The 20986-nt window shown below is 47.1% G+C and carries 21 protein-coding genes; all 21 read left to right on the forward strand.

Annotated features, from left to right (window positions below; translation table 11 throughout):
* The first annotated feature begins 118 nt into the window (after positions 1-118).
* The 21 genes from EIZ58_RS13515 (at position 119) to EIZ58_RS13615 (ending at position 20986) form a co-directional block, all read left to right on the forward strand.
* The gene (locus EIZ58_RS13515; protein WP_134701319.1) at positions 119-919 is read left to right on the forward strand and encodes an SDR family NAD(P)-dependent oxidoreductase; all 801 of its coding nucleotides are present in this window, start codon (positions 119-121) and stop codon (positions 917-919) included.
* 13 nt (positions 920-932) lie between these two features.
* The gene (locus EIZ58_RS13520) at positions 933-1709 is read left to right on the forward strand and encodes an SDR family NAD(P)-dependent oxidoreductase (protein ID WP_134701320.1); all 777 of its coding nucleotides are present in this window, start codon (positions 933-935) and stop codon (positions 1707-1709) included.
* 23 nt (positions 1710-1732) lie between these two features.
* The gene (locus EIZ58_RS13525; protein ID WP_134701321.1) at positions 1733-2632 is read left to right on the forward strand and encodes a fumarylacetoacetate hydrolase family protein; all 900 of its coding nucleotides are present in this window, start codon (positions 1733-1735) and stop codon (positions 2630-2632) included.
* A 71-nt stretch (positions 2633-2703) separates the two neighbouring features.
* Positions 2704-3561, forward strand: coding sequence for an amidohydrolase family protein (locus EIZ58_RS13530; RefSeq protein WP_134701322.1), 858 nt, complete (start codon positions 2704-2706; stop codon positions 3559-3561).
* Positions 3562-3768: a hypothetical protein gene (locus EIZ58_RS13535; RefSeq protein WP_134701323.1), complete on the forward strand. Its 207-nt coding sequence runs from the start codon at positions 3562-3564 to the stop codon at positions 3766-3768. It abuts the gene before it with no gap.
* Positions 3765-4151 carry a D-ribose pyranase gene (gene rbsD, locus EIZ58_RS13540; protein WP_134701324.1) on the forward strand — a complete coding sequence of 129 codons (387 nt, stop codon included), beginning with the start codon at positions 3765-3767 and terminating at the stop codon, positions 4149-4151. The genes EIZ58_RS13535 and rbsD overlap by 4 nt, the downstream gene beginning before the upstream one ends.
* A gap of 95 nt (positions 4152-4246) precedes the next feature.
* On the forward strand, positions 4247-5431 hold the full coding sequence (locus EIZ58_RS13545) for a hypothetical protein (RefSeq protein WP_134701325.1): 1185 nt from the start codon (positions 4247-4249) through the stop codon (positions 5429-5431).
* Entirely contained in the window at positions 5428-6303 is an 876-nt protein-coding gene (locus EIZ58_RS13550) for an SMP-30/gluconolactonase/LRE family protein (RefSeq protein WP_134701326.1), read from the forward strand. Before EIZ58_RS13545 ends, EIZ58_RS13550 begins: the two co-directional genes overlap by 4 nt.
* A complete protein-coding gene (locus EIZ58_RS13555; protein ID WP_167577682.1) occupies positions 6287-6589 on the forward strand; it encodes a MoaD/ThiS family protein in 303 nt (100 codons plus the stop codon). Before EIZ58_RS13550 ends, EIZ58_RS13555 begins: the two co-directional genes overlap by 17 nt.
* 40 nt (positions 6590-6629) lie before the next feature.
* On the forward strand, positions 6630-8498 hold the full coding sequence (locus EIZ58_RS13560; RefSeq protein ID WP_134701328.1) for an aldehyde ferredoxin oxidoreductase family protein: 1869 nt from the start codon (positions 6630-6632) through the stop codon (positions 8496-8498).
* Positions 8499-9512: 1014 nt separating this feature from the next.
* Positions 9513-10508, forward strand: coding sequence for a LacI family DNA-binding transcriptional regulator (locus EIZ58_RS13565; protein ID WP_134701329.1), 996 nt, complete (start codon positions 9513-9515; stop codon positions 10506-10508).
* Positions 10509-10750: 242 nt separating this feature from the next.
* A complete protein-coding gene (locus EIZ58_RS13570; protein WP_134701330.1) occupies positions 10751-11776 on the forward strand; it encodes a LacI family DNA-binding transcriptional regulator in 1026 nt (341 codons plus the stop codon).
* Positions 11777-11801: 25 nt separating this feature from the next.
* Positions 11802-12770: a sugar phosphate isomerase/epimerase family protein gene (locus EIZ58_RS13575; protein ID WP_134701331.1), complete on the forward strand. Its 969-nt coding sequence runs from the start codon at positions 11802-11804 to the stop codon at positions 12768-12770.
* A gap of 23 nt (positions 12771-12793) precedes the next feature.
* Complete coding sequence (locus EIZ58_RS13580; RefSeq protein WP_134701992.1) at positions 12794-13933, forward strand: Gfo/Idh/MocA family protein; 1140 nt, start codon at positions 12794-12796, stop codon at positions 13931-13933.
* Between the two features lie 37 nt (positions 13934-13970).
* Positions 13971-15077, forward strand: a complete 1107-nt coding sequence (locus tag EIZ58_RS13585) for a Gfo/Idh/MocA family protein (protein WP_134701332.1) — start codon at positions 13971-13973, stop codon at positions 15075-15077.
* A 73-nt stretch (positions 15078-15150) separates the two neighbouring features.
* Positions 15151-15930 carry a sugar phosphate isomerase/epimerase family protein gene (locus EIZ58_RS13590; RefSeq protein WP_134701333.1) on the forward strand — a complete coding sequence of 260 codons (780 nt, stop codon included), beginning with the start codon at positions 15151-15153 and terminating at the stop codon, positions 15928-15930.
* 12 nt (positions 15931-15942) lie between these two features.
* Positions 15943-17271 carry an ABC transporter substrate-binding protein gene (locus tag EIZ58_RS13595; protein ID WP_240689083.1) on the forward strand — a complete coding sequence of 443 codons (1329 nt, stop codon included), beginning with the start codon at positions 15943-15945 and terminating at the stop codon, positions 17269-17271.
* Positions 17272-17338: 67 nt separating this feature from the next.
* Positions 17339-18295: a carbohydrate ABC transporter permease gene (locus tag EIZ58_RS13600; RefSeq protein WP_370297688.1), complete on the forward strand. Its 957-nt coding sequence runs from the start codon at positions 17339-17341 to the stop codon at positions 18293-18295.
* Positions 18292-19116 carry a carbohydrate ABC transporter permease gene (locus tag EIZ58_RS13605; RefSeq protein ID WP_134701335.1) on the forward strand — a complete coding sequence of 275 codons (825 nt, stop codon included), beginning with the start codon at positions 18292-18294 and terminating at the stop codon, positions 19114-19116. Before EIZ58_RS13600 ends, EIZ58_RS13605 begins: the two co-directional genes overlap by 4 nt.
* 19 nt (positions 19117-19135) lie before the next feature.
* Positions 19136-20227 carry a Gfo/Idh/MocA family protein gene (locus EIZ58_RS13610; protein ID WP_134701336.1) on the forward strand — a complete coding sequence of 364 codons (1092 nt, stop codon included), beginning with the start codon at positions 19136-19138 and terminating at the stop codon, positions 20225-20227.
* Between the two features lie 33 nt (positions 20228-20260).
* Positions 20261-20986, forward strand: a complete 726-nt coding sequence (locus EIZ58_RS13615; RefSeq protein ID WP_134701337.1) for a ThuA domain-containing protein — start codon at positions 20261-20263, stop codon at positions 20984-20986.

The following is a 20986-nucleotide window of genomic DNA, read 5'->3' on the forward strand; positions in this document are numbered from 1 at the left end:
ACGTTAACATTCCTTAACTAGGAGGTGGAAGATACCCGCCAATGGCAAGCAGGTCAAGGCCGAAGTCCTCGGCCATCAGGAGTTCAACTTTTAATGGAGGAAAGGGGAGGACATGTTGATGAGTAGAAGACGACTGGAGGATCGAGTCGCGCTAGTTACAGGAGGCAGTCGGGGAATTGGGGAAGCTATCGTACTCCGCTTAGCCGAGGAAGGAGCCCATGTGGCGATCAATTATACGTCGGATCGTTCCCAGCCTATAGCCGAAAACGTCATGAAGCGGGCACAGCAATGGGGAGGCAGGGCCATTGTTGTCCAGGCGGATGTAGGGGATCGAGAACAAGTCAACGCGATGTTTGCCAAAGTGGAGCGAGAGCTTGGAGCCGTGGAAATTCTAGTGAATAACGCGGGAGTCGCCCCTTTTGAACCTTTCATGAAGCTGACCGACGAAACATGGGATCGCACCTTCAATACGAACGTAAAATCAATCTATATGTGTTCCCAACTCGCCGCCAAAGGCATGATTGAACGCAAGTCTGGGAAGATCATCAACATTCTGTCTACGGCAAGCCTCGTGGTGACGAGCCCCGTCATTCCCCACTACCAAGCTTCAAAAGCGGCGGGGCATATGCTGACCAAAGGAATGGCCATTGAATTAGGACCATACAACATTAACGTCAATGCTGTAGGACCTAGCACCGTAGACACCGATATGTGCACCGAATACTTGGCTGATCCGGCGATCCGACTTCGCGAGGAAGAGGCCAATCCCATGAAGCGCCTGGGGACAGCTAAGCAAATCGGGGATGCGTGCGTTTTCCTGGCATCCGATGAAGCCATGCAGGTCAACGGACATCTGCTGATGGTTGATGGCGGGTTAACGGTAAAGGCCGCCCAACCGCAAGACCATATGGAACGATAGGGGGCTTAAGCTAATGAGATTAAAGGATAAAGTGATCCTCATAACTGGTTCAGGTTCTGGCATAGGAAAAAGTACGGCTCTACTGTTTGCGGCAGAAGGAGCCAAGGTTATCGTGAACGATCTGTCCCGGGAGCATGGGGAAGAAACCGTGGAAGGGATCAGACAGAAAGGCGGAGTTGCACAATTCATCCAAGCCGACGTCACCAATGCACTGGAGGTAGATCGGATGGTACAGCTCGTGATCGATACCTACGGACGAATTGATGTGCTTTTCAATAATGCGGGGATCTCTGGTGTCGGGGCTGTTCACGAAACCAGCGAAGAGTTATGGGATCGTGTCGTGAACGTCAATCTCAAGGGAGTGTTCATGCCAAGCAAGTATGTGGTCCCCCATATGATGGAACAGCGGGAGGGCGGCAGTATAATCAACATGTCTTCGTGTATTGCCGAGATCGGGCTCATGAAAAGAGCGGTTTATTCGGCAACGAAGGGGGCGGTGCTTGCGCTGACAAAATCCATGCAGGTCGATTATGCCCCTTATAATATTCGGGTCAATGCCTTGCTCCCAGGTACGATCCTCACTCCTTTCGTAGAGGATTATCTAAAGAAATCCTATGACAACCCTGAAGAAGCACTGCAAACGATTAAGAAGCGGCAGCTTGGAGGAGAGCTTGGACGCCCTGAAGACGTTGCCCAAGCGGCTCTATTCCTCGCGTCAGACGATTCAAAATTTATGATGGGTTCCCCATTATATATAGATGGAGGAGCCGTATTCGGCAAGATGGCTTAAAGACGGAAGAGGAGGATATCAAAATGAAGCTGCTTACTTTCCATACCCCCGAAGGATTGGCCTTAGGGGTGAAAACGGCTAAAGGTGTATTAAATGTAGCAAAAGCGGCCAGTCTGGGCCCTGTTACCCAAATTCCTTTATCCATCCATGAACTTTTAACGGGAGGAGAAAAGGCGCGCTCAGAGCTAATGGAGCTCGTGCAAATGGCGGAAGGGCGCCGTGATGAGAACTTGTACCTTCAGGAAGAGGAATTACATATTGGCCCTTGTGTCCCAAATCCAGGCAAGATCATCTGCGTCGGTCTTAATTACCGCAAGCACGCGGAGGAGTCGAACATGCCTGTGCCGGAGTATCCTGTGCTTTTTAATAAGTTTAGCAACACGGTGGCTGCCCACGGCGATGTTATCGCTTTGCCGGAGAACGCCCGTGAAATTGATTATGAAGCCGAGCTCGTCATCGTGATGGGCAAGAAGGCGAAACAGGTGGAGAAAGACAAAGCCCTTGATTATGTATTTGGCTATTGCAATGTAAACGATTTGTCGGCACGCGATTTACAAATGAGAACGTCCCAATGGCTTCTGGGCAAATGTTTAGATCACTTTAGCCCATTAGGTCCCTATTTGGTTACGTCTGATGAAGTAGGCAATCCCAATGACTTGTCCGTTCGAACTTATGTAAACGGAGAAGTGCGGCAGGACTCCCATACGTCCGATATGATCTTTCACTGCGAGGAAATTGTCAGCTACATTTCTCAATATATGACCTTAGAGCCTGGAGATATTATCCTGACAGGAACTCCGGAGGGCGTCATTTTAGGTTATCCCAAAGAACAGCAAGTATGGCTGAAGGATGGCGATGAAGTCACCATTGAGATTGAGAAGCTGGGCCGACTAACCAATCGCTTCCGACAGGATGCGGTATAAAAAGCTTGAAGGAGGGTCTTAGGGATGTGTACCCGAAGACACTTCCTTACTAAATAGGGAGGCGAGTGGCTATGCGAATTGACGCCCACCAGCACTTCTGGAAGTTGGATCGTGGGGATTATCACTGGCTGAGTTCCGAACTAGGAATTCTCCATCAAGACTTTCTGCCGCACCATCTGCTTCCCCGGCTGAAGGAGCACGATATTGACCGTACCATCCTGGTTCAGGCTGCACCGACTGTAGAAGAAACAGAATACATGCTCGAATTATATGAACAAAACGAGTTTATAGCTGGAGTTGTAGGGTGGTTGGATCTAGATTCTTCGGATTTTCCAAAGCTGTTTCAAAAATATCGAAAGCATCCCGGATTTATCGGCTTAAGGCCGATGCTGCAGGATCTGCAGGATGATCGCTGGATTCTAAGGGAGCAAGTGAAAACAAATCTGAGAATCCTCGTTGAACATGATTTTCCCATTGATATCCTGGTTTTTCCGCACCATCTCCCTCATATCCATGAGCTCTTCTTAGAGCTTCCCAATTTAAGGGCTGTGATTGACCACGCGGCTAAGCCTCCTATTCGTGAGCATAAGCTGGAGCCTTGGAAACAGCAAATGGCAGCCCTCTCCCGCTTTCCCAAGGTGATGTGCAAGCTATCTGGTCTGATTACCGAAGCGGAACCAGACCATTGGACTGTACAAGATCTTGTCCCATATGTGCATCATGTTTTCGAGCAATTTGGCGCAAGGCGAGTCATGTTCGGCAGCGATTGGCCGGTTTGTTTATTAGCAGGCAATTATACTGAGGTTCACGAGGCTCTTATAGCAGCTCTTCCCAAAACGCTGTCACTAGAAGACCATACCGCTATTTTTGGCACGAACGCCGCCGCCTTTTACCAATTATTTAAAAGCATACCGGAGGAGGAACAGTAAATGAAATGGCAGTATCTGATCAGTCAGGATGAAGCCATGCTCCCTCGGCTCGGGCAGGAGGGTTGGGAACTGATAGCTGTCGTCCCAAGCGGTCAGCACTTAAAATTCTACTTTAAGCAGCCCTATTTAACCCTCGCCGAACAAATAACGGAAGAGCAACGCGAGGAAGTCTATCGCCAATTAAGGAAGGGAGAAGAGTACTCATGAAGAAAAGCGGAATTCTTCATCCCGAGCTCTCGCGTATGATTGCGAGTCTGGGTCATACCGATTATATTGTTCTAGCGGATAGAGGATACCCTATCCCGAAGGAAGTAGACCGTATAAACCTGGGGATAACCGATGATCTCCCTACCATTCCACAACTGCTTGAAGCCATTTCAGTAGAAATGAAGATTGATCGTATCCTGGTGACCCGTGAAATGGAAGACGTCAGTCCCAAGAGACTGAAAGAATTAAAAGACGCGTACCCAGACATTCCGATCCTGGCAGTTACACATAGGGAACTGAAAAAACTGACGAAAGAAGCGGCGGGAGTAGTGAAAACCGCGGATACGACCCCTTATTCAAATATGATACTTGTTTCGGGTTAAAGTAGTATTAAATTGCCAAGCTCGTCATATCTATCAAAAAGGGGGCTTGACTGGATGCCTCTGCTACTTTCGAAGAATGAAAGGTGTTGCGAACGATGCCATGGCGACACCTTTTTTCCATCCTATTGAAAGAAGGGTTCGTTTTGCTTCTACGTTTGGCTGTAGCGCAAATGCTATTCACTGCCATCTACCAATTTTCCACCCTGTTTATTAATACCTATCTTTTTAAGCAGAACCAGGATATTCGAATGGTTGCTGAGTATAACTTTTATCTTTTCTTTTTTTGGGGCCTCTGTTTTTATCTCGGATTTAAGTGCTGTGAGAAAAATGCGAGATTCAGTATGGTGATTGCCGGCGTTTCGAGTCTGATGGCCATGGGGCTGCTCATCGCGGAAGTCAGCTATCCGCTGGTCTTAGGGCTACTTATGGGAGCGACGGGCGGGTTTTTTTGGCCGCCTTATCTATCAATCTATCGAACCCTTGGAAAGAGCAGCGAAGGGTCAGGGACTTTTGCTAAAGCCTCCGTTCTGGCAAGTGTCATTCCTGTCCTGATCCCCATTTTTTTTGGTCATGTGGTGGAAGGAACGGGTTATCTAGTAGGGTTTGCTATCATTGCCCTTGTTTCTGCAGGCATCATAGGCATCAGCTTGTTTATGCCCAAGCATCATACGCAAAAAATACAACTCAGACCGTCTTCGTTTCGCCATCCATCCTTCTTCTTGTCTAATGTATTGCAAGGTTTCTATTTCAGTTTTATCGGCGTAGCCGCGGGACTTTTGGTTTACATATCCGGAGAAGGGGAGGCAAACGTCGGCACCTTCGCTACGTTTTATGGCTTAGTCACGCTAGGGGTTAATCTCATCATGGGTTTTCTTTTGTCACAGCGAAATAACGCGATGGGACTGGTTCTTGCTGTGATGGTCTATCCTCTTGCCTCCACCCTTTTCCTCAGTGAGTGGGATATGAGGTTAATCGTTTTTAATTTTTTAGTCGCCGCAGCCGGCCCCTTATTTTTGAATCCCGTCGTAGGGCTTAACTTTACGTACATTAACCAAGCGTTCCCGAATGGAGATGAAGGAATCTTTATCCGAGAATGTGGGTTAACGGTAGGAAGATTACTATTTTTTATATGCTTGGCGCTTGTAGGATTCTCCGCGGAGGATCTTGCATTCTATGCTTTTTGCCTAGCGGCTTCTTTTTTGCCGCTTAGTGTTTATATGATCATTCGAAAGTGGGAGAGACCTTCAGAGGTTGCTGGGAAAAAGGAGGAAAGTGCATGAGTAGAGTGGAGCTCGTTATCGATGCCAAAGCAATTTTAGGAGAGGGCCCCAGCTGGGATTCGAAGAAAGGGATTCTCTATTGGGTCGATATCATAGGGAAGAAGGTTCACCTGTTTCATCCCATGTCCGGAGAATCAAGGGTGATACCTGTAGGACAAATGGTAGGGGCTGTAGTTCCAAGAGATTCGGGAGGTGTCATGCTGGCCATGGAGGATGGCTTTTATGCTTGTAATACGGAAGCGGAAACCTTAGAAAAACATGGGGACCCTGGCTCCGTTGGAAGTCATATGCGATTTAACGATGGAAAGTGTGATGCTGCCGGCCGATTCTGGGCGGGAACCATGGATCGTAGTGAACTCGAGCCTATGGGAGCCCTCTTCGTCTTGGATCCGCATCAAGGGGTAAGAAAAATGGTGGATCGCGTTACCGTCTCCAATGGCATCACATGGAATAAGGAACATACGACGATGTATTATATTGATTCCCCGACAAGGAGGGTGGATGCGTTTGACTTTGATCTGCATTCCGGAGCCATTAGTCGGCGCCGGACAGTCGTTCGCATCCCTGAAGGTGAAGGACTTCCCGATGGCATGACGATGGACGAGGAGGGCATGCTCTGGATTGCCCATTGGGACGGCTATCAGGTTTCAAGATGGAATCCGGCAACGGGTGAGAAGCTGGAAAAAGTCCCTCTGCCTGTTGCTAGAGTCACATCCTGTGTGTTTGCAGGGGAACAGTTGAATGAATTGTATATTACCACGGCACGAATCGGGATCGATTCTAACAAATTGGAAAATCAGCCTTATGCCGGAGGGCTATTTAAAATCAAAACCGCAGTTCGAGGAGTACCTACCTATGGCTATTCCGGATAAAGAAGGACTCATAGAGGTGAGGATCAGACTGTTTGGCGCGATCCAAATGAAGACCAGGTGGTCTGACGAATCAATCTTCCTTCGCCAGAAGGCGACGGTTGCTGAGCTTCTCCAGGTTCTGTATGAAAAAGACCCCGGTTTACAGTCCATGATCGAAGGAAAGGAGCGGGCTCTCTCTGCGCTTATGCTAGTCAACTTCTTCGATATTAAAAGAAAAGAAGGCTTGAATACGGTGCTGTCTCATGGCGATCAAGTTGACGTGATTTCCATGATCAGCGGTGGGTAGGATTTACGGTTTATTATTCATAAAAAGGGGGAAAAAGGGCATGCGCGGCGGATATATGGGAAAAATCCTGTTTGTAAACTTAACCACAAGTAAAATTTGGGAAGAGGAATTGAGTCAAAAGCTCCAGCAGGAATTTTTGGGAGGATATGGTATCGGGGCTAGGATACTTTATAGCCGAATGAAGCCCCATGTGGATCCACTAGGGCCGGAAAACCTCTTTGGTATTGTGACTGGGCCTTTAACTGGAACCCCAGCCATTACCGGCAACCGCTGGGTGGCTGTAGCCAAATCCCCCTTAACACATACTTGGGGGGACGCCAACTGCGGAGGCACCTTCGGCCCCGCGCTCAAGCGCTCAGGCTATGATGCCATCTTCGTTGAGGGTCAAGCGGAGTCGCCCGTCTATATTTACATTGAGGATGGCCAGGTGGAGATCCGCGATGCGTCTGAAGCCTGGGGAAAAGAGACCTGGGAGGCGGAGGCCATCCTAAAGAAGGACCACGGCGGGACGAAGCCAGAAGCCGCCTTAATCGGCCCTGGCGGAGAAAAGCTTTCTTTAATCAGCGCAGTGATGAATGATGAAGGGCGAGCAGCCGGACGATCGGGTTTGGGAGCTGTTATGGGGTCCAAGAAGCTAAAAGCTATTGTCGCCGGAGGCAGTCAACCGATTCCGGTTGCCAGGCCAGCAGAGATGAAGAAGGTGCGGCAAAACGCCAACAAGCAAATGATCAAGCGCGATATATGGAAGTTTATGAGTAAATACGGAACGACTGGAATCACGGGCGGATCGGCGATTTCCGGTGATTCTCCGGTACGCAATTGGGGAGGCGTAGGCGTAAAGGATTTCCCCCATGCAGAGCCCATCGGCAAGGGGCTAGTCGACAACTATAAGGAAAAGTCTTATGGATGCTGGCAATGCCCCATCGCCTGCGGAGCCATTGTGGAAGTGAAGGAAGGTCCTTATAAGGTGCGGGGGCATAAACCCGAGTATGAAACGACAGGGGGATTCGGAACGCTGCTGCTCAACAATAACCCCGAGTCCATTATTTATCTCAATGATCTCTGTAACCGGGCTGGCTTAGACGTCATCTCCGTTGCGGGAACGGTCGGGTTTGCCATTGAGTGCCTGGAACATGGCATTCTCACTCAAGAGGATGTAAATGGTCTAGAGCTTTCGTGGGGAAACCATGAAGCCATTGTCCATTTGGTGAGAGATATCGTGGATCGGAGAGGGATCGGAAATCTGCTGGCCGATGGAGTCAAGGTGGCTTCAGAAAAACTAGGAGAACGCTCTGAGCCCTTCGCCATCCATGTTCATGGGCAAGAGCTCCCGATGCATGACCCTAGGCTCTCGCCAGGGTACGCAACGACCTATATGCTAGATGCGACCCCAGGAAGACATACCCAAGGCGGAAGCCACATCATTGAAGAAGGGGCAACGCATCCATACCTGGGAATCACGGAGTTAATTGCAGATAAGTACAACTATACAGGCAAAGGCAAGAAGCATAAAATCATGAGCAATTACATCCATACCGTCAATGCCGCAGGCATCTGCCTATTTGGCGACTTTTGCTCCACCCCAGAGGATCTTGCTCAATTTTTGACCGAGGCGATCGGGGAGGAGTTTACAGCTGAAAGACTTCTTACCATCGGTGAACGCATTGCCGCAATCCGTACGGCCTTCAATGTTCGAGAAGGAATCCTACCAATGGAGATTAAAGTTCCGAACCGAATGATCGGGATGCCCCCCCAAACTGAAGGACCTCTTCAGGATGTTACCATTGATCTGAAGACGCAAAACGAAGATTACTTGCGAGAAATGGGCTGGGATCTGAAAACAGGCGCCCCTACAGTAGAAAGCTTAATCCGACTTGGACTCACGGATGTAGCTGACGATATTTCATAGAGTGCCTGTCACTCCCCGAATTTTGTCGAGTGTTGTCGTTGTAAGATCCTTCTCCCGGATTCAAGTTTATCTAGAGTCTGGGGAGAGGGGTCTATTTGTCTCTAAGTCGGGTACTCGTGTTAATTGGAATCACTACCGGTCTTGGACCAAATCAATCCACTTTATATGAAAAGCCCCGGCATTAAAGTTGGTGCTTGATCACAGGGTGATCCGGGATGCCCGATCGCTTCCCGAGAAAAAGTAAAACAAGTGACTCCATCTTAATTGTATCAATTATGAGTTCGGGAGCAACTCTCCGAGTATCGTGACCAAACCCCCGAGATTAGCTGGAATGGTTATAGGTACGTGAACAAACGATACCAACTCGTGAGCAAACGCCACTTTTCCGTGAGCAAATCAAATATTTTGTGAGCATCCGGACCCGGACGCCAGTAATGGGGTCCAGGATCGGACAAATATCATAAAAAAGCGGAATTACTTAAAAAACAAGGTGAAAAATTAGATACTCTAACCCGAAGTTTAGATTGCTCTTAGAAAAAGTAGACCAAAATCACTCCCAATCTCGAAAAAGCTGAGCGAGTTCTTGGAATCATTACCGGTTTGGAAGCAAAATCCTTAGTTTCGAGATCAAAGTGGACTGGTTATTTGGAGCTGTTCCAGGTATATGAGCAAATCAGAAATTTGGTGAGCACCCGAACCCGGTACGGGCATGGGATGATTGAACTCTAAACCAAAGTTAGAGTGCTCTTAAAAAAAGCAACCCAAAATCACTCCACTTCTTGAAAAAACAGGGGACCAAACCGCAGACAAAGGGGATGTTCATTGAAGAGGGTGTTAGATCTGTAAACGATTGAGGATTTGGCAAAGCAAAACCGATTGGAAAAGAACTGAATGGAGTTTAGAAATAGATGGAACAGAAATAGTCTGAATTTTTTAGGATTACCTACTACTAAGAAGGTAGCTTTTCTTGTATAATAAATGTAAACCATTACAAAGTCGAAAGGAATAGAATTTATGGCCACCATTCAAGATGTTGCGTTACTGGCTAAGGTATCAACCGCAACGGTTTCACGAGTGATGAGACAGCCCGAAACCGTTAAAGATGCAACAAAAGAGAGAGTACTAGAAGCCATAAAGCTATTAGATTACAAGCCCAACATCCTTGCTAGACATCTTAGAAGGATGGAAACGAAGACCATTATCGTCGTTGTTCCCGATATTACCAACCCTTTTTTCTCAGAAGTGTTCTTAGGAATCGAATCGATTGCGCAAGAACAAGGATACCAACTGTTACTCGGAAACACGCAAAACGATTTGAACCGCGAATTTCAATATCTTGATTTGCTGAAGCAAAAGAAGGCGGACGGGATCATTCTTTTGACTGCCCGGTTGAAAAAACAGATTATCGAAGAACTAGCAGAACAATTTCCGGTGGTTCTTGCTTGCGAATACATTGAAGGTTCGAGGGTTCCAACGGTCTCCATTGATAATGTCAGCAGCGCGAAAAAGATGACCCAACACTTGTTACGGCTTGGCCACCAAAGAATTGGCTATTTGTCAGGCCCGATGGATATTATTTTAAGCCGTGATCGCCTTCGCGGATTCCAGCAGTGCATGACTGAACATGGATTAAGTACAGAGTCTATCCTTATTCAGGAAGGAGACTTCACTTATATAGCAGGATATAATCTCATGCTTAAATTGATGGCTTTGGAGAATCCCCCTACCGCGGTCTTTGCTGGCAATGATGAAATGGCAATTGGGGCTATCAAGGCCATTAAAAAACACGGACTAAACGTACCAAAAGACATCGCGGTAGTAGGGTTTGATGGAATTCAACTTGGAACGATTATACAACCTAGACTAACCACCATTGTACAACCGATGTTTGAAATGGGGGTTCAAGCCATGAAGCTACTCTTAAAACAGTTGGAAGGGGAACCTGTATCGGAAGGAACTTTAGTTCTTCAAGAGAAACTGTGGATTCGAAATTCCTGCGGGAGTTTATAGTGTTACTTATTTCTGAAAATTTATAAATAACTAATAGTAATCGTTTACATCCGTAAAAATATGTGTTATATTTAACTTAAGTTTGAAAGTATATACAAATATGATAATAAATGTAATGGTTTACATCTTGTTTTTACATACTGTGTGGTTAATTAATTCAAGAGATCTCAGGTAAATGTTCGTCCAAACTTGTAATGGATTACATCGTATTTTCTGAGAGCACGCAAGATGAGAGGGTAATTATGACAACGATCAATGATGTAGCGCGTCTAGCTAAAGTCTCAACAGCCACTGTTTCTAGAGTTCTCCATGATATCGGTAATGTAAAACAGGCGACGCGGGATCGGGTAATGAATGCTGTGGAAGCTCTGAATTATCAACCCAATATTTTAGCGCGACAGTTTCGGACAAAAGAAACGAGATCAATCGTGGTTGTGTTCCCTGATATTACCAGCCCTTTTTATAGCAAGGTACTCCTCGGGATAGAGGCGGTGGCCCACCGATATAATTATCAAGTACTGCTTGGTAACACGAGAAATGACCCAGAAAAGGAATACCAGTATCTTGATCTTCTAAAGCAAAAACAAGTCGATGGTATGATTTTGTTGACTTCAAGGATTGACCAAGCGGATGTAGTCGAGCTCGCAAGCCAGTTCCCTATCGTACTAGCCGGTGATTATTTCGAAGGCCTGCAGGTCCCAATGGTAGCTATTGATAACATTAGCGGAGCCAGAAAAATGACGGAACACCTCATTAACCAAGGGCATGAGAGGATTGCGTTTTTCTCAGGGCCAATGTACAGAAACTTTAGTAAAGACCGATTTAAAGGCTTTAGGCAAGCACTCGTAAACCACAATCTGCAAGTTTGTGAGGACTACATCCTCGAAGGTAACTACACGATTGATTCTGGCTATGCCCTAACGTTAAAAATATTAGAATTGAACCTGCGGCCGACTGCGATCTTCGCCTCAAATGACCAGATGGCTGTTGGGGCGATCAAAGCAGCTCAGGACATGGGGTTAAGGGTACCAGAGGATCTTGCCATTGTAGGTTTTGATGACATTGACATGGCCTCTATCTGTGAACCGGAATTAACAACGATTGCGCAGCCTAAGCATGTTATCGGGGAACAGGCGATGGAGCTATTATACCAGCAGATGATGAACATCCCACTTTCTAAGCCTCACTTTATATTGGACGGCAAGCTCATTATAAGAGAGTCATGCGGTAAAAGTTTTGAATGTAATCGATTACACCAAGTAAAGTAAAAAACTGAATTGGAGGCTGATCATAATGAAAGTTGGCGTTTTTTCCGTATTATTCGCAAACAAGCCCCTAGAAGAAGCACTGGAGTATATTGCTGCAAGTGGACTCCAAGCGGTGGAGATCGGTACGGGCGGGTATCCGGGTAAAGCTCATTGCAATCCGGCCGAGCTGCTCGAAAGTGAAGAAAAGCTCTCTCGCTTCAAAAATGCGATCGCAACCAGCGGATTAGAAATAAGTGCGCTAAGCTGTCACGGAAATCCTCTTCATCCGAACAAGGAAATCGCGCGCCAGCATCATGAGGATTTTCAAAATACCGTTCGCCTTGCAGCCTTGTTGGATGTTAAAACCGTGATTACCTTTTCTGGCTGTCCCGGTGAGTCAGAGCATTCCTTGAATCCTTCTTGGGTGACGTGCCCTTGGCCGGAGGATTTTGCAAAAGTACTAGAGTGGCAATGGGAGGAGAAGGTGATTCCTTATTGGAAGGAGCAAGATCGCTTCCTAAAGGAGCAGGGTGTCCGCGTAGCCATCGAACCCCATCCTGGTTTTGTCGTCTATAATACGGAAACGATGCTACAGCTTCGTGAACAATGCGGGGACAACATTGGCGTGAACTTTGATCCAAGCCACCTATTTTGGCAAAACATGGATCCAATTATCGGCATTAAACGATTAGCAAAAGCAGGGGCTCTCTATCATTTCCACGCTAAAGACACAGGGATTGATAAAGAAAATACGGCTTCAAACGGAGTATTGGATACTAAGAGTTATCGTGATGAGCTGAACCGATCCTGGATTTTCCGAACCGTCGGGTATGGCCATGGAGAAGAAACCTGGAAAGAAATCATTAGCACTCTTCAGTTGGTAGGTTACGACGGAGTAATCAGCATCGAACACGAAGACAGCTTAATGTCCGTAGATGAAGGATTTCAGAAAGCGTCTGCGTTTTTGAAAAACCTAATAATTAAGGAAAGGCTAGGTGAAATATGGTGGGCGTAGGAAAGAAAAAAGTCAGAGTCGGGATGGTAGGTTATAAATTCATGGGAAAAGCCCATAGTAACGCCTACAGGAATCTTCCTTTCTTTTTCGACCTGCAAGCAGAGCCTGTTCTTCAAGCCATTGCCGGGAGGGATGAGCAGGGTGTCAAGCTGGCAGCAGAAAAGATGGGGTGGGCATCTTATGAAACAGATTGGAGGCGTTTAATCGAACGGGACGACATTGACCTAATTGATATCGTCACACCCAATAACACCCATGCTGAAATTGCCATTGCTGCAGCTGAAGCCGGCAAGCATGTCCTGTGCGAAAAGCCGTTAGCGATGACAGTAGAACAAGCAAAGAGAATGCTAGATGCCGTAAATCGAAATCAGGTCGTACATATGATATGCCACAATTATAGATTCGCGCCAGCCATTCAGTTTGCCAAGAAGCTGATTCAAGAAGGGCGCTTAGGCAAGATCTATCATATCCGGGCCACCTATCTGCAAGATTGGATTATGGATCCAGCTTTCCCACTCGTATGGCGCTTGAGTAAAGAAGTGACGGGATCCGGAACCCATGGGGACATTGCCGCTCACAGCCTGGATCTGGCAAGATTCCTGGTGGGAGAATTCAGCGAAGTCGTCGGTATGATGGAAACCTTCATTAAACAGCGTCCCATCGCGGAGATGAGCGGAGGGCTTAGTGCGAAAGCTGAAAGTGGAAAAATGGGAGCTGTAGAGGTAGATGATGCCTCCGCTTTCTTAGCCAGATTTGAGAATGGGGCTATGGGGGTGTTTGAAGCGACACGATTTGCAGGAGGGAACCGCAATGGAAACCGTCTGGAAATCAATGGAGAGAAAGGCTCTCTGCGCTGGGATATGGAAAATATGAATAACCTGCAAGTCTATTTTCACGATGATGAACCTGGGTTGCAAGGCTTCCGCACGATCAACTGCACCGAGGAATACCACCCTTATGCAGGGGCTTATTGGCCGGCGGGACACATAATCGGGTATGAACATACTTTCATAAATCTCATGGTTGAACTAATGAACGGGATTGACAAGGGGTACAGCCCTCAACCTAATTTCGAAGATGGAGTTAGAAATCAGCTCGTATTGGAAGCAGTAGAAAGATCGGTGCAAACCGGCAAATGGGAAAAGCTCGAGTCAAAAATGTAATCGATTACACGAGTGCACATTGGAGAGGGGCATCTAAATGAGTAAGAAGATCAAAGTGGGTATTATCGGTTGCGGTACCATTAGTTCCATTTATTGCAAGATGGGAAAAACGTTTGACATCCTTGACATTGCCGCTTGTGCAGACTTGGACATTGAGCGAGCCAGAGCGAAAGCAGAAGAATTTGACATTGCAAAGGCTTATACGGTAGAGGAGCTTCTAGCCGATCCGGAGATTGACATCGTGCTGAACCTGACGATCCCTCAATCACATGCCGAAGTTTGCTTGGCCGCGCTTGAAGCGGGAAAACACGTCTATGTCGAGAAACCATTGGCCGTTAGCAGAGAAGACGGCAAAAAAATCCTGGAGTTGGCCCAGCAAAAAGGATTGTTGGTAGGCGGAGCGCCCGATACATTTCTTGGCGGAGGGATCCAAACCTGCCGCAAGCTGATCGAAGACGGCTGGATCGGGGAGCCGATAGCAGCGACAGCCTTTATGATGAATCACGGCCATGAGCATTGGCATCCGGACCCTGATTTTTATTATCAGGAGGGTGGGGGTCCGCTATTTGACATGGGACCCTATTACCTAACCGCATTGATTAATCTAATAGGACCAATCCGTAGAGTTACAGGATCTGCTAGAATTACGTTTCCTGAAAGGACCATTTCTAGCGCACCCCGTTATGGCCAGAAAATCCAAGTCCAAACACCTACCCATATCGCCGGGGTCATCGATTTTGAAAATGGTGCCATTGCTACGTTGATCACCAGCTTTGATGTTTGGGGAACGCAGGTTCCTCGAATAGAACTCTATGGGTCTGAAGGAACTTTAATCGTTCCTGATCCGAATACCTTTGGAGGTCCCGTGTATATCAAGCGGCAGGGATCTACAGAATGGTCCGCTGTTCCTCTCACACATGGATTCACCGAAAATAGCAGAGGCCTTGGTGTCGCGGATATGGCTCATGCTGTCGTCGGCGAAAGACCGCACCGTGCGAGTGGGGAACTCACCTACCATGTCCTAGATGTCATGCATGCCTTGATCGAGTCATCAAACAAAGGGGCCCACATTTACGTGGAAAGCACCTGCGCGAAGCCCGCGCAATTCCCTTTGGGACTTTCTAAGAGCGAGCTAGATTCCTAAGGTGGTTCCTCCGTTCCTGCAGGAAAGGAGTTTATAGCCATATAGCCAATAAAGTGGGGGTTGATGTTAGAAAATGCAACAGACACCAATTTCAGTGCAGATGTTTACTTTGCGGGAGGAATGCTCCCAGGATTTTGCCAATACGTTGGGAAAGGTAGCTGCACTAGGTTTTAACGGCGTGGAATTCGCTGGCTATTGGGGCGTGCAGCCGGTGGAACTGAGGAATATTCTGGATGGAATAGGACTTCGGGCTTCTGGAAGCCATGTGGCTCTCCATTTATTGGAAACCCAGTTGGAAGAGATCATTGAAACGCAGCACATTATTGGCAGCAACCATATTATATGCCCTGTTTTGCCATTGGAACGAAGAGACAAGAAGGAAGAGTACTATCGCTTGGCTGAACAGTTAAACCAATTTGGGGAAACCTGCAAGCAAGCAGGCCTTACGTTCAGCTATCACAATCATGACTTTGAACTCCAGGATTTCGATGGGATCACTGGGCTTGAAATTATCTTGGAGGAAACGAATCCCGAATGGGTCAAGGCCGAATTTGATGTGTACTGGCTTACGCGTGCAGGACATCAGCCTGTAGAATGGCTAAAACGCTATCAAGGGAGAACCCCGCTTGTTCACTTAAAGGACATGACCCTGGATGGCGAGAAGTTTTTTGCAGAATTAGGAACCGGGGGAGTGGATCTGAAGCCTATCATCGACCGAGGCCATGAGAACCAAGTGGAATGGTGGGTCATTGAGCAGGATCGCAGTAGGCGTTCACCTTTAGAAAGCATAGCGGCAAGCATCGATTTTCTTAAACGCAATCTTTTAACTCAAGCAAATCAAACCACAAAATAGGGGGCATATGAGATGAAAAAGATTAAACGATGGATGGTTTCTCTTACTGCGTTGTCCATGCTAGGTTTAACGGCTTGCGGCGGGGGCGGACAGCCTGCTAATAATGCCTCCCCAGAACCGGCTAAGCCGGCGGAATCCACTCCAGCTGCCGCTCCATCTGGAGGAAAGAAAGTGATTGAATACTGGTACATTGATCCAGCCCAGAAGGAAGAGGTGTACCTCGAGGCAGTTAAGCGATTTACGGACAAACATCCGGATGTGGAAGTCAAAGCATTACACATTCCGAATGACGCCTACAAGCAGAAGCTTTCGGTTGCCATGTCCGGAGGCAATCCTCCTGATGTTTTCCACTCTTGGGGAGGAGGCTGGCTGAAGGAGTTTGTGCAAGGCGGCAAGGTTCTGGATATTACGGGTAAAATTGATGCCTCCCACTTCAATCCGCTTGCTTTAGGAAACGCGACCTTTGACAACAAAGTTCACGGATTGCCTCTAGGCATTAGCTTGACGCAATTCTGGTATAACAAAGAGATTTTTGCCAAGTACAATCTTCAGCCGCCAACCACTTGGGACGAATTTAAGCAGGTGATTACCACCTTGAAAGAGAATAAGATTATTCCAATCGCCTTAACCAATAAGACAAAATGGCCTGGCGCTTACTACTTGATGTATCTCGCCGATCGCCAAGGCGATGAAAATCTTTTCCTTGAGGCCTTTAATCGCACGGGACGTGGATTCGATGATCCGGATTATGTTAAAGCAGGACAGTATATCCAGGAGCTTGTAGATTTAGGGGCATTCAACCCTGGATTTAATGGTGTACCTTATGATGCAGGCCAAGGCCGCCAATTGGTGTATTCCGGACAGGCAGCGATGATGCTAATGTCTAATTCCTTCTTAAATAACACCAGACAAGAAGCCCCTGATTTTGAAAAGAACATTGATTTCTTCACATTCCCGACTCTACCAGGTGGAAAGGGAGATGCTAGCAGCTTAGGTGCATCTAGTGCTCCGGTCTGGTCTGTATCGACTACATCTAAGAATCCAGACTTGGCTGTTGAATTAATCAAGGAATTGACCAGCTTGGAGACCGCTCAAGCTTATGCCGATCGTACCGCGTCTCCGACTGCCATCAACGGTGTGAAGTATAATGATGCATTTGCTAGCCGTTTGGTCGATATCATGGGCAAAGCCAAAGCGATGCACTTCCCTTATGATCAAACTCTTCCACCAGAGTTAGCCGAATTGCACAAAGATACAACACAATCCATCTTTGGTAAAACCATGACGCCAGAGGAAGCCGCCAAACAAATGGAAGCCAAAGCAAAAGAAGTCTTGAAGTAGTAGAATCTAGAAAGGGGAGATTCCTCTCCCCTTTCTATCTATTCGGATATAGAAGGAGGGGAATCTGGTGCAGAATGAGTTATCCATTGATACCAAACCGAGATCGACATCCAACCGTATTTTGGGGATTGAACACAAAAAGCTAAAAAGTGCCTTAACCATCACTTTATTTATTAGCCCCGCCTTCATTATTTACCTGATCTATGTTATTTACCCCATCTTTGCTACATTTAATTACAGCCTGTTTGAATGGAGAGGAACCCAGGATACCCGAACTTTTATTGGATTGGCCAATTACGTCCAGCTCTTTAACGATCAGGTGTTTTGGCTGGCTTTAAAAAATAATTTTCTAGTCGTATTTGCATCCGTCTTTATTCAAATCCCTTTAGGGCTTTTGATGGCCCTGATGCTCTTTGCCCCGATCCGAATGATTCGCTTTTTCAGTACGATCTATTTCATGCCGTTCCTGATGTCAACGGTTGCCATTGGTTTGTTATGGGTCTTCATCTACGATCCGCTTAACGGAACCATGAACCAGCTGCTAAAGGCCTTCGGCGTAGAAAATTGGCAAGTGGCTTGGCTAAGCGACGGAAAAACCGCCATGTTCTCCGTCCTGCTTGTTATCGTGTGGCAGTTTGCACCCTTTTATATGATTCTGTTTAAGGCAGCCATCGTCGGAATTGCAGAGGAACTCTATGAGGCTGCGCAAATTGACGGAGCTAATAAGTGGCAGCAATTCATCCATATTACCTTACCCCTGCTGATTCCGACCATCGTTTCTTCTTCGATCTTGGCTATCGTAGGATCTCTAAAAACGTTTGACTTATTTTACATCATGACCGAAGGCGGTCCGAACAATATGACCGAGCTGATGGGAACGTACATGTATAAGCAAGCATTCAAGTTATACAACATGGGCTATGCCAGTACGATTGCCTTTATGATGTTTTTCATTGCCTTTATTGTCGTTGCGATTATCCAAGTTATGGAGCATCAACGAAGAAAGAAGGGTGGTTTGCTATGAGTCCGGTGTTGAAAAAAGTGCCCTTGTACCTGATCGCCTTTCTTCTCTTGGCGTTTACAGGCTATCCCTTCCTGTATATGCTAGGCACTTCTTTGAAATCAATGCAAGGGTTTTTCGAGTCTCCGTTTTCCATTTTTTCTTCCTCGATCACATTTGAGAATTATCTCGCCGTACTGGAAATGGGAATGACCCATTACTTTGTGAATAGCGTTATTGTGAGTGTCATTTCCGTCGTCACGGTGGTATTTATATCGGCACTAGCCAGTTACCCGTTAAGCCGTATGCGATTTCGCTTAAACCGTACGCTCTTTCTTATCTTCATTTGCGGGATGATGCTGCCTATTCACTCGACCTTGATTCCTACTTTTTTACTGACACAAAAAATGGGACTCTATGATTCTCTTATGGCGCTCATTGGACCTTATATCGCCTTTGCTATACCGATTTCCATCTTTATTCTGACACAGTTTATGCAGGACATTCCCAAAGAACTGGAAGAAGCGGCAAGAATTGATGGCTGTACCCATTTCGGCGTGTTTTGGAGAGTGCTTCTTCCTATGATGACACCCGCGCTTGCGACCGTTATCATTTATAATTTCATCCATTTGTGGACGGAATTTATCTTTGCCTTAGTATTGTTGACCAGTCCCGAAAATATGACCCTACCGCTTGGATTACAGAAGTTCTATGGTGAGTTTTCGGTTAACGTGCCTGGATTGATGGCGGCACTTACCCTAGCAAGCTTGCCAATTCTATTAGTCTACTTCTTTGCTCAAGAAAAGGTAGTAAAAGGATTATCAGGTGGAGCTGTAAAAGGATAATAGAGATGGAGGATAAAGAATGGATAAAGTAAAAGTAGGCTTAATTGGCTGCGGAATGATTAGTGGCATCTACTTAAAAAATGCAACAGAAGTCTATAAAACGCTTGAGGTGGTAGCTGTTGCCGACCTGGATCTTCAGCGCGCAAGGTCTAGGGCCGATGAATTTAATATCCCCAAGGTGTATTCGCCGGAAGAACTCCTAGCCGACCCAGAAATCGAATTGGTCATAAACCTAACGGTTCCACAAGCCCATGCTTCCCTTTGCCTAGCAGCCCTTGAAGCCGGTAAGCATGTTTATGTGGAAAAGCCGCTTGCGGTCCATCGTGAAGATGGCCTGAAGATTCTTGAGTTGGCAAAATCAAAAGGACTATTAGTTGGTTCTGCTCCCGACACTTTCCTTGGCGGAGGGATTCAGACGTGCCGCAAATTGGTCGATGACGGCTGGATTGGGGAGCCGATCGCGGCTACAGCCTTCATGTTAAAACGAGGCCCTGAAGTTTTTCATCCGGAGCCTGACTTTTTCTATCAAGAAGGCGGCGGACCGATGTTTGATATGGGACCCTATTACTTGACGGCACTCGTTAATCTGATGGGGCCGATTCGCAGAGTAACGGGTTCGGCTCGCGCCACTTTTGATGAAAGAACGATCATGACGGGACGTCGAGCAGGTCAAAAGGTTCCCGTTCATACCCCTACCCATATTGCGGGTGTGTTCGACTTCGCAAGCGGAGCCGTGGGTACGATTATTACGAGCTTTGACGTATGGGGTACTCAGCTTCCGAGAATCGAGGTATATGGAACAGCAGGTACGCTGGTAGTTCCCGATCCGAACACTTTCGGAGGACCGATCTATATTCGCAGACAGGGAGAAACAGAGTGGTCGCAGGTGCCGTTAACCCATGGTTTTTCGGAGAATAGCAGGGGAATCGGTGCCGCTGAAATGGCTTTTGCGATTCGAAATGGGGGTTCCCACAGGGTAAATGGTGAACTGGCATACCATGTACTAGATGTCATGCATGCGTTCCTCGAGTCTTCCGATAAGGGGATCCATGTGGAAGTGTCAAGTTATTGCAAGCGGCCAGAAGCTTTGCCCATGAATTTTTTGAAGTAGGACGAAAAAAAACATACAAGGAGGAATTATCATATGAAGAGTGCGTTAATCGTTTGGGGAGGCTGGGAGGGCCATCAGCCCTCCCAAGTTGCGGAGATTTTTCGTTCGGTGCTAGAGAAAGAAGATTTTCAAGTGGAGGTGTCGGACACGCTCGAATCGTTTGCTGACGGGGAGAAGGTAAAAACCTATGACCTCATTGTTCCGGTTTGGACCATGGGGCAAATCGAGAAGCAGTATGTCCGCAATGTCTCATTAGCTGTGCAGGGTGGGGTAGGCCTGGCCGGATGCCACGGTGGGATGTGCGATACCTTTCGCAACAATGTCGATTGGCAGTTTATGACCGGCGGCAATTGGGTAGCCCATCCTGGAAATGACGGCGTGGAATACATGGTTAATATCAAGCACAGCTCCAGCCCGCTGCTGGCAGGCATTGAGGATTTTGCAGTCAAAAGCGAACAGTATTATCTTCATGTTGACCCAGCGGTGGAAGTACTGGCCACGACCCGCTTCCCGATCGTTCCTGGACCGCATGCCACTAACTCTCCGGTGGATATGCCGGTCGTCTGGACGAAGCGGTGGGGAGCAGGAAGGGTATTCTATTGTTCGCTCGGACATCAGGCCGATATCATAGAGATGCCTACAGTGAAGGAAATTATGCGCAGGGGACTACTCTGGTCAGCGGAGGGTAAGGACCTAGCCGTTAAGACACCTGATCTGGCTGTATTCGAGAGATTTACTGGAATGGGAGATAGTAATTAG

This window comes from Ammoniphilus sp. YIM 78166 (assembly GCF_004522215.1).
GTDB lineage: Bacteria > Bacillota > Bacilli > Aneurinibacillales > RAOX-1 > YIM-78166.

Excerpts from the sequence above, each read along its gene's own strand:
- EIZ58_RS13515 (WP_134701319.1), top strand. The coding sequence starts at position 119 with ATGAGTAGAAGACGACTGGAGGATCGAGTCGCGCTAGTTACAGGAGGC.
- EIZ58_RS13520 (WP_134701320.1), top strand. The coding sequence starts at position 933 with ATGAGATTAAAGGATAAAGTGATCCTCATAACTGGTTCAGGTTCTGGC.
- EIZ58_RS13525 (WP_134701321.1), top strand. The coding sequence starts at position 1,733 with ATGAAGCTGCTTACTTTCCATACCCCCGAAGGATTGGCCTTAGGGGTG.
- EIZ58_RS13530 (WP_134701322.1), top strand. The coding sequence starts at position 2,704 with ATGCGAATTGACGCCCACCAGCACTTCTGGAAGTTGGATCGTGGGGAT.
- EIZ58_RS13535 (WP_134701323.1), top strand. The coding sequence starts at position 3,562 with ATGAAATGGCAGTATCTGATCAGTCAGGATGAAGCCATGCTCCCTCGG.
- rbsD (WP_134701324.1), top strand. The coding sequence starts at position 3,765 with ATGAAGAAAAGCGGAATTCTTCATCCCGAGCTCTCGCGTATGATTGCG.
- EIZ58_RS13545 (WP_134701325.1), top strand. The coding sequence starts at position 4,247 with ATGCCATGGCGACACCTTTTTTCCATCCTATTGAAAGAAGGGTTCGTT.
- EIZ58_RS13550 (WP_134701326.1), top strand. The coding sequence starts at position 5,428 with ATGAGTAGAGTGGAGCTCGTTATCGATGCCAAAGCAATTTTAGGAGAG.
- EIZ58_RS13555 (WP_167577682.1), top strand. The coding sequence starts at position 6,287 with ATGGCTATTCCGGATAAAGAAGGACTCATAGAGGTGAGGATCAGACTG.
- EIZ58_RS13560 (WP_134701328.1), top strand. The coding sequence starts at position 6,630 with ATGCGCGGCGGATATATGGGAAAAATCCTGTTTGTAAACTTAACCACA.
- EIZ58_RS13565 (WP_134701329.1), top strand. The coding sequence starts at position 9,513 with ATGGCCACCATTCAAGATGTTGCGTTACTGGCTAAGGTATCAACCGCA.
- EIZ58_RS13570 (WP_134701330.1), top strand. The coding sequence starts at position 10,751 with ATGACAACGATCAATGATGTAGCGCGTCTAGCTAAAGTCTCAACAGCC.
- EIZ58_RS13575 (WP_134701331.1), top strand. The coding sequence starts at position 11,802 with ATGAAAGTTGGCGTTTTTTCCGTATTATTCGCAAACAAGCCCCTAGAA.
- EIZ58_RS13580 (WP_134701992.1), top strand. The coding sequence starts at position 12,794 with ATGGTAGGTTATAAATTCATGGGAAAAGCCCATAGTAACGCCTACAGG.
- EIZ58_RS13585 (WP_134701332.1), top strand. The coding sequence starts at position 13,971 with ATGAGTAAGAAGATCAAAGTGGGTATTATCGGTTGCGGTACCATTAGT.
- EIZ58_RS13590 (WP_134701333.1), top strand. The coding sequence starts at position 15,151 with ATGCAACAGACACCAATTTCAGTGCAGATGTTTACTTTGCGGGAGGAA.
- EIZ58_RS13595 (WP_240689083.1), top strand. The coding sequence starts at position 15,943 with ATGAAAAAGATTAAACGATGGATGGTTTCTCTTACTGCGTTGTCCATG.
- EIZ58_RS13605 (WP_134701335.1), top strand. The coding sequence starts at position 18,292 with ATGAGTCCGGTGTTGAAAAAAGTGCCCTTGTACCTGATCGCCTTTCTT.
- EIZ58_RS13610 (WP_134701336.1), top strand. The coding sequence starts at position 19,136 with ATGGATAAAGTAAAAGTAGGCTTAATTGGCTGCGGAATGATTAGTGGC.
- EIZ58_RS13615 (WP_134701337.1), top strand. The coding sequence starts at position 20,261 with ATGAAGAGTGCGTTAATCGTTTGGGGAGGCTGGGAGGGCCATCAGCCC.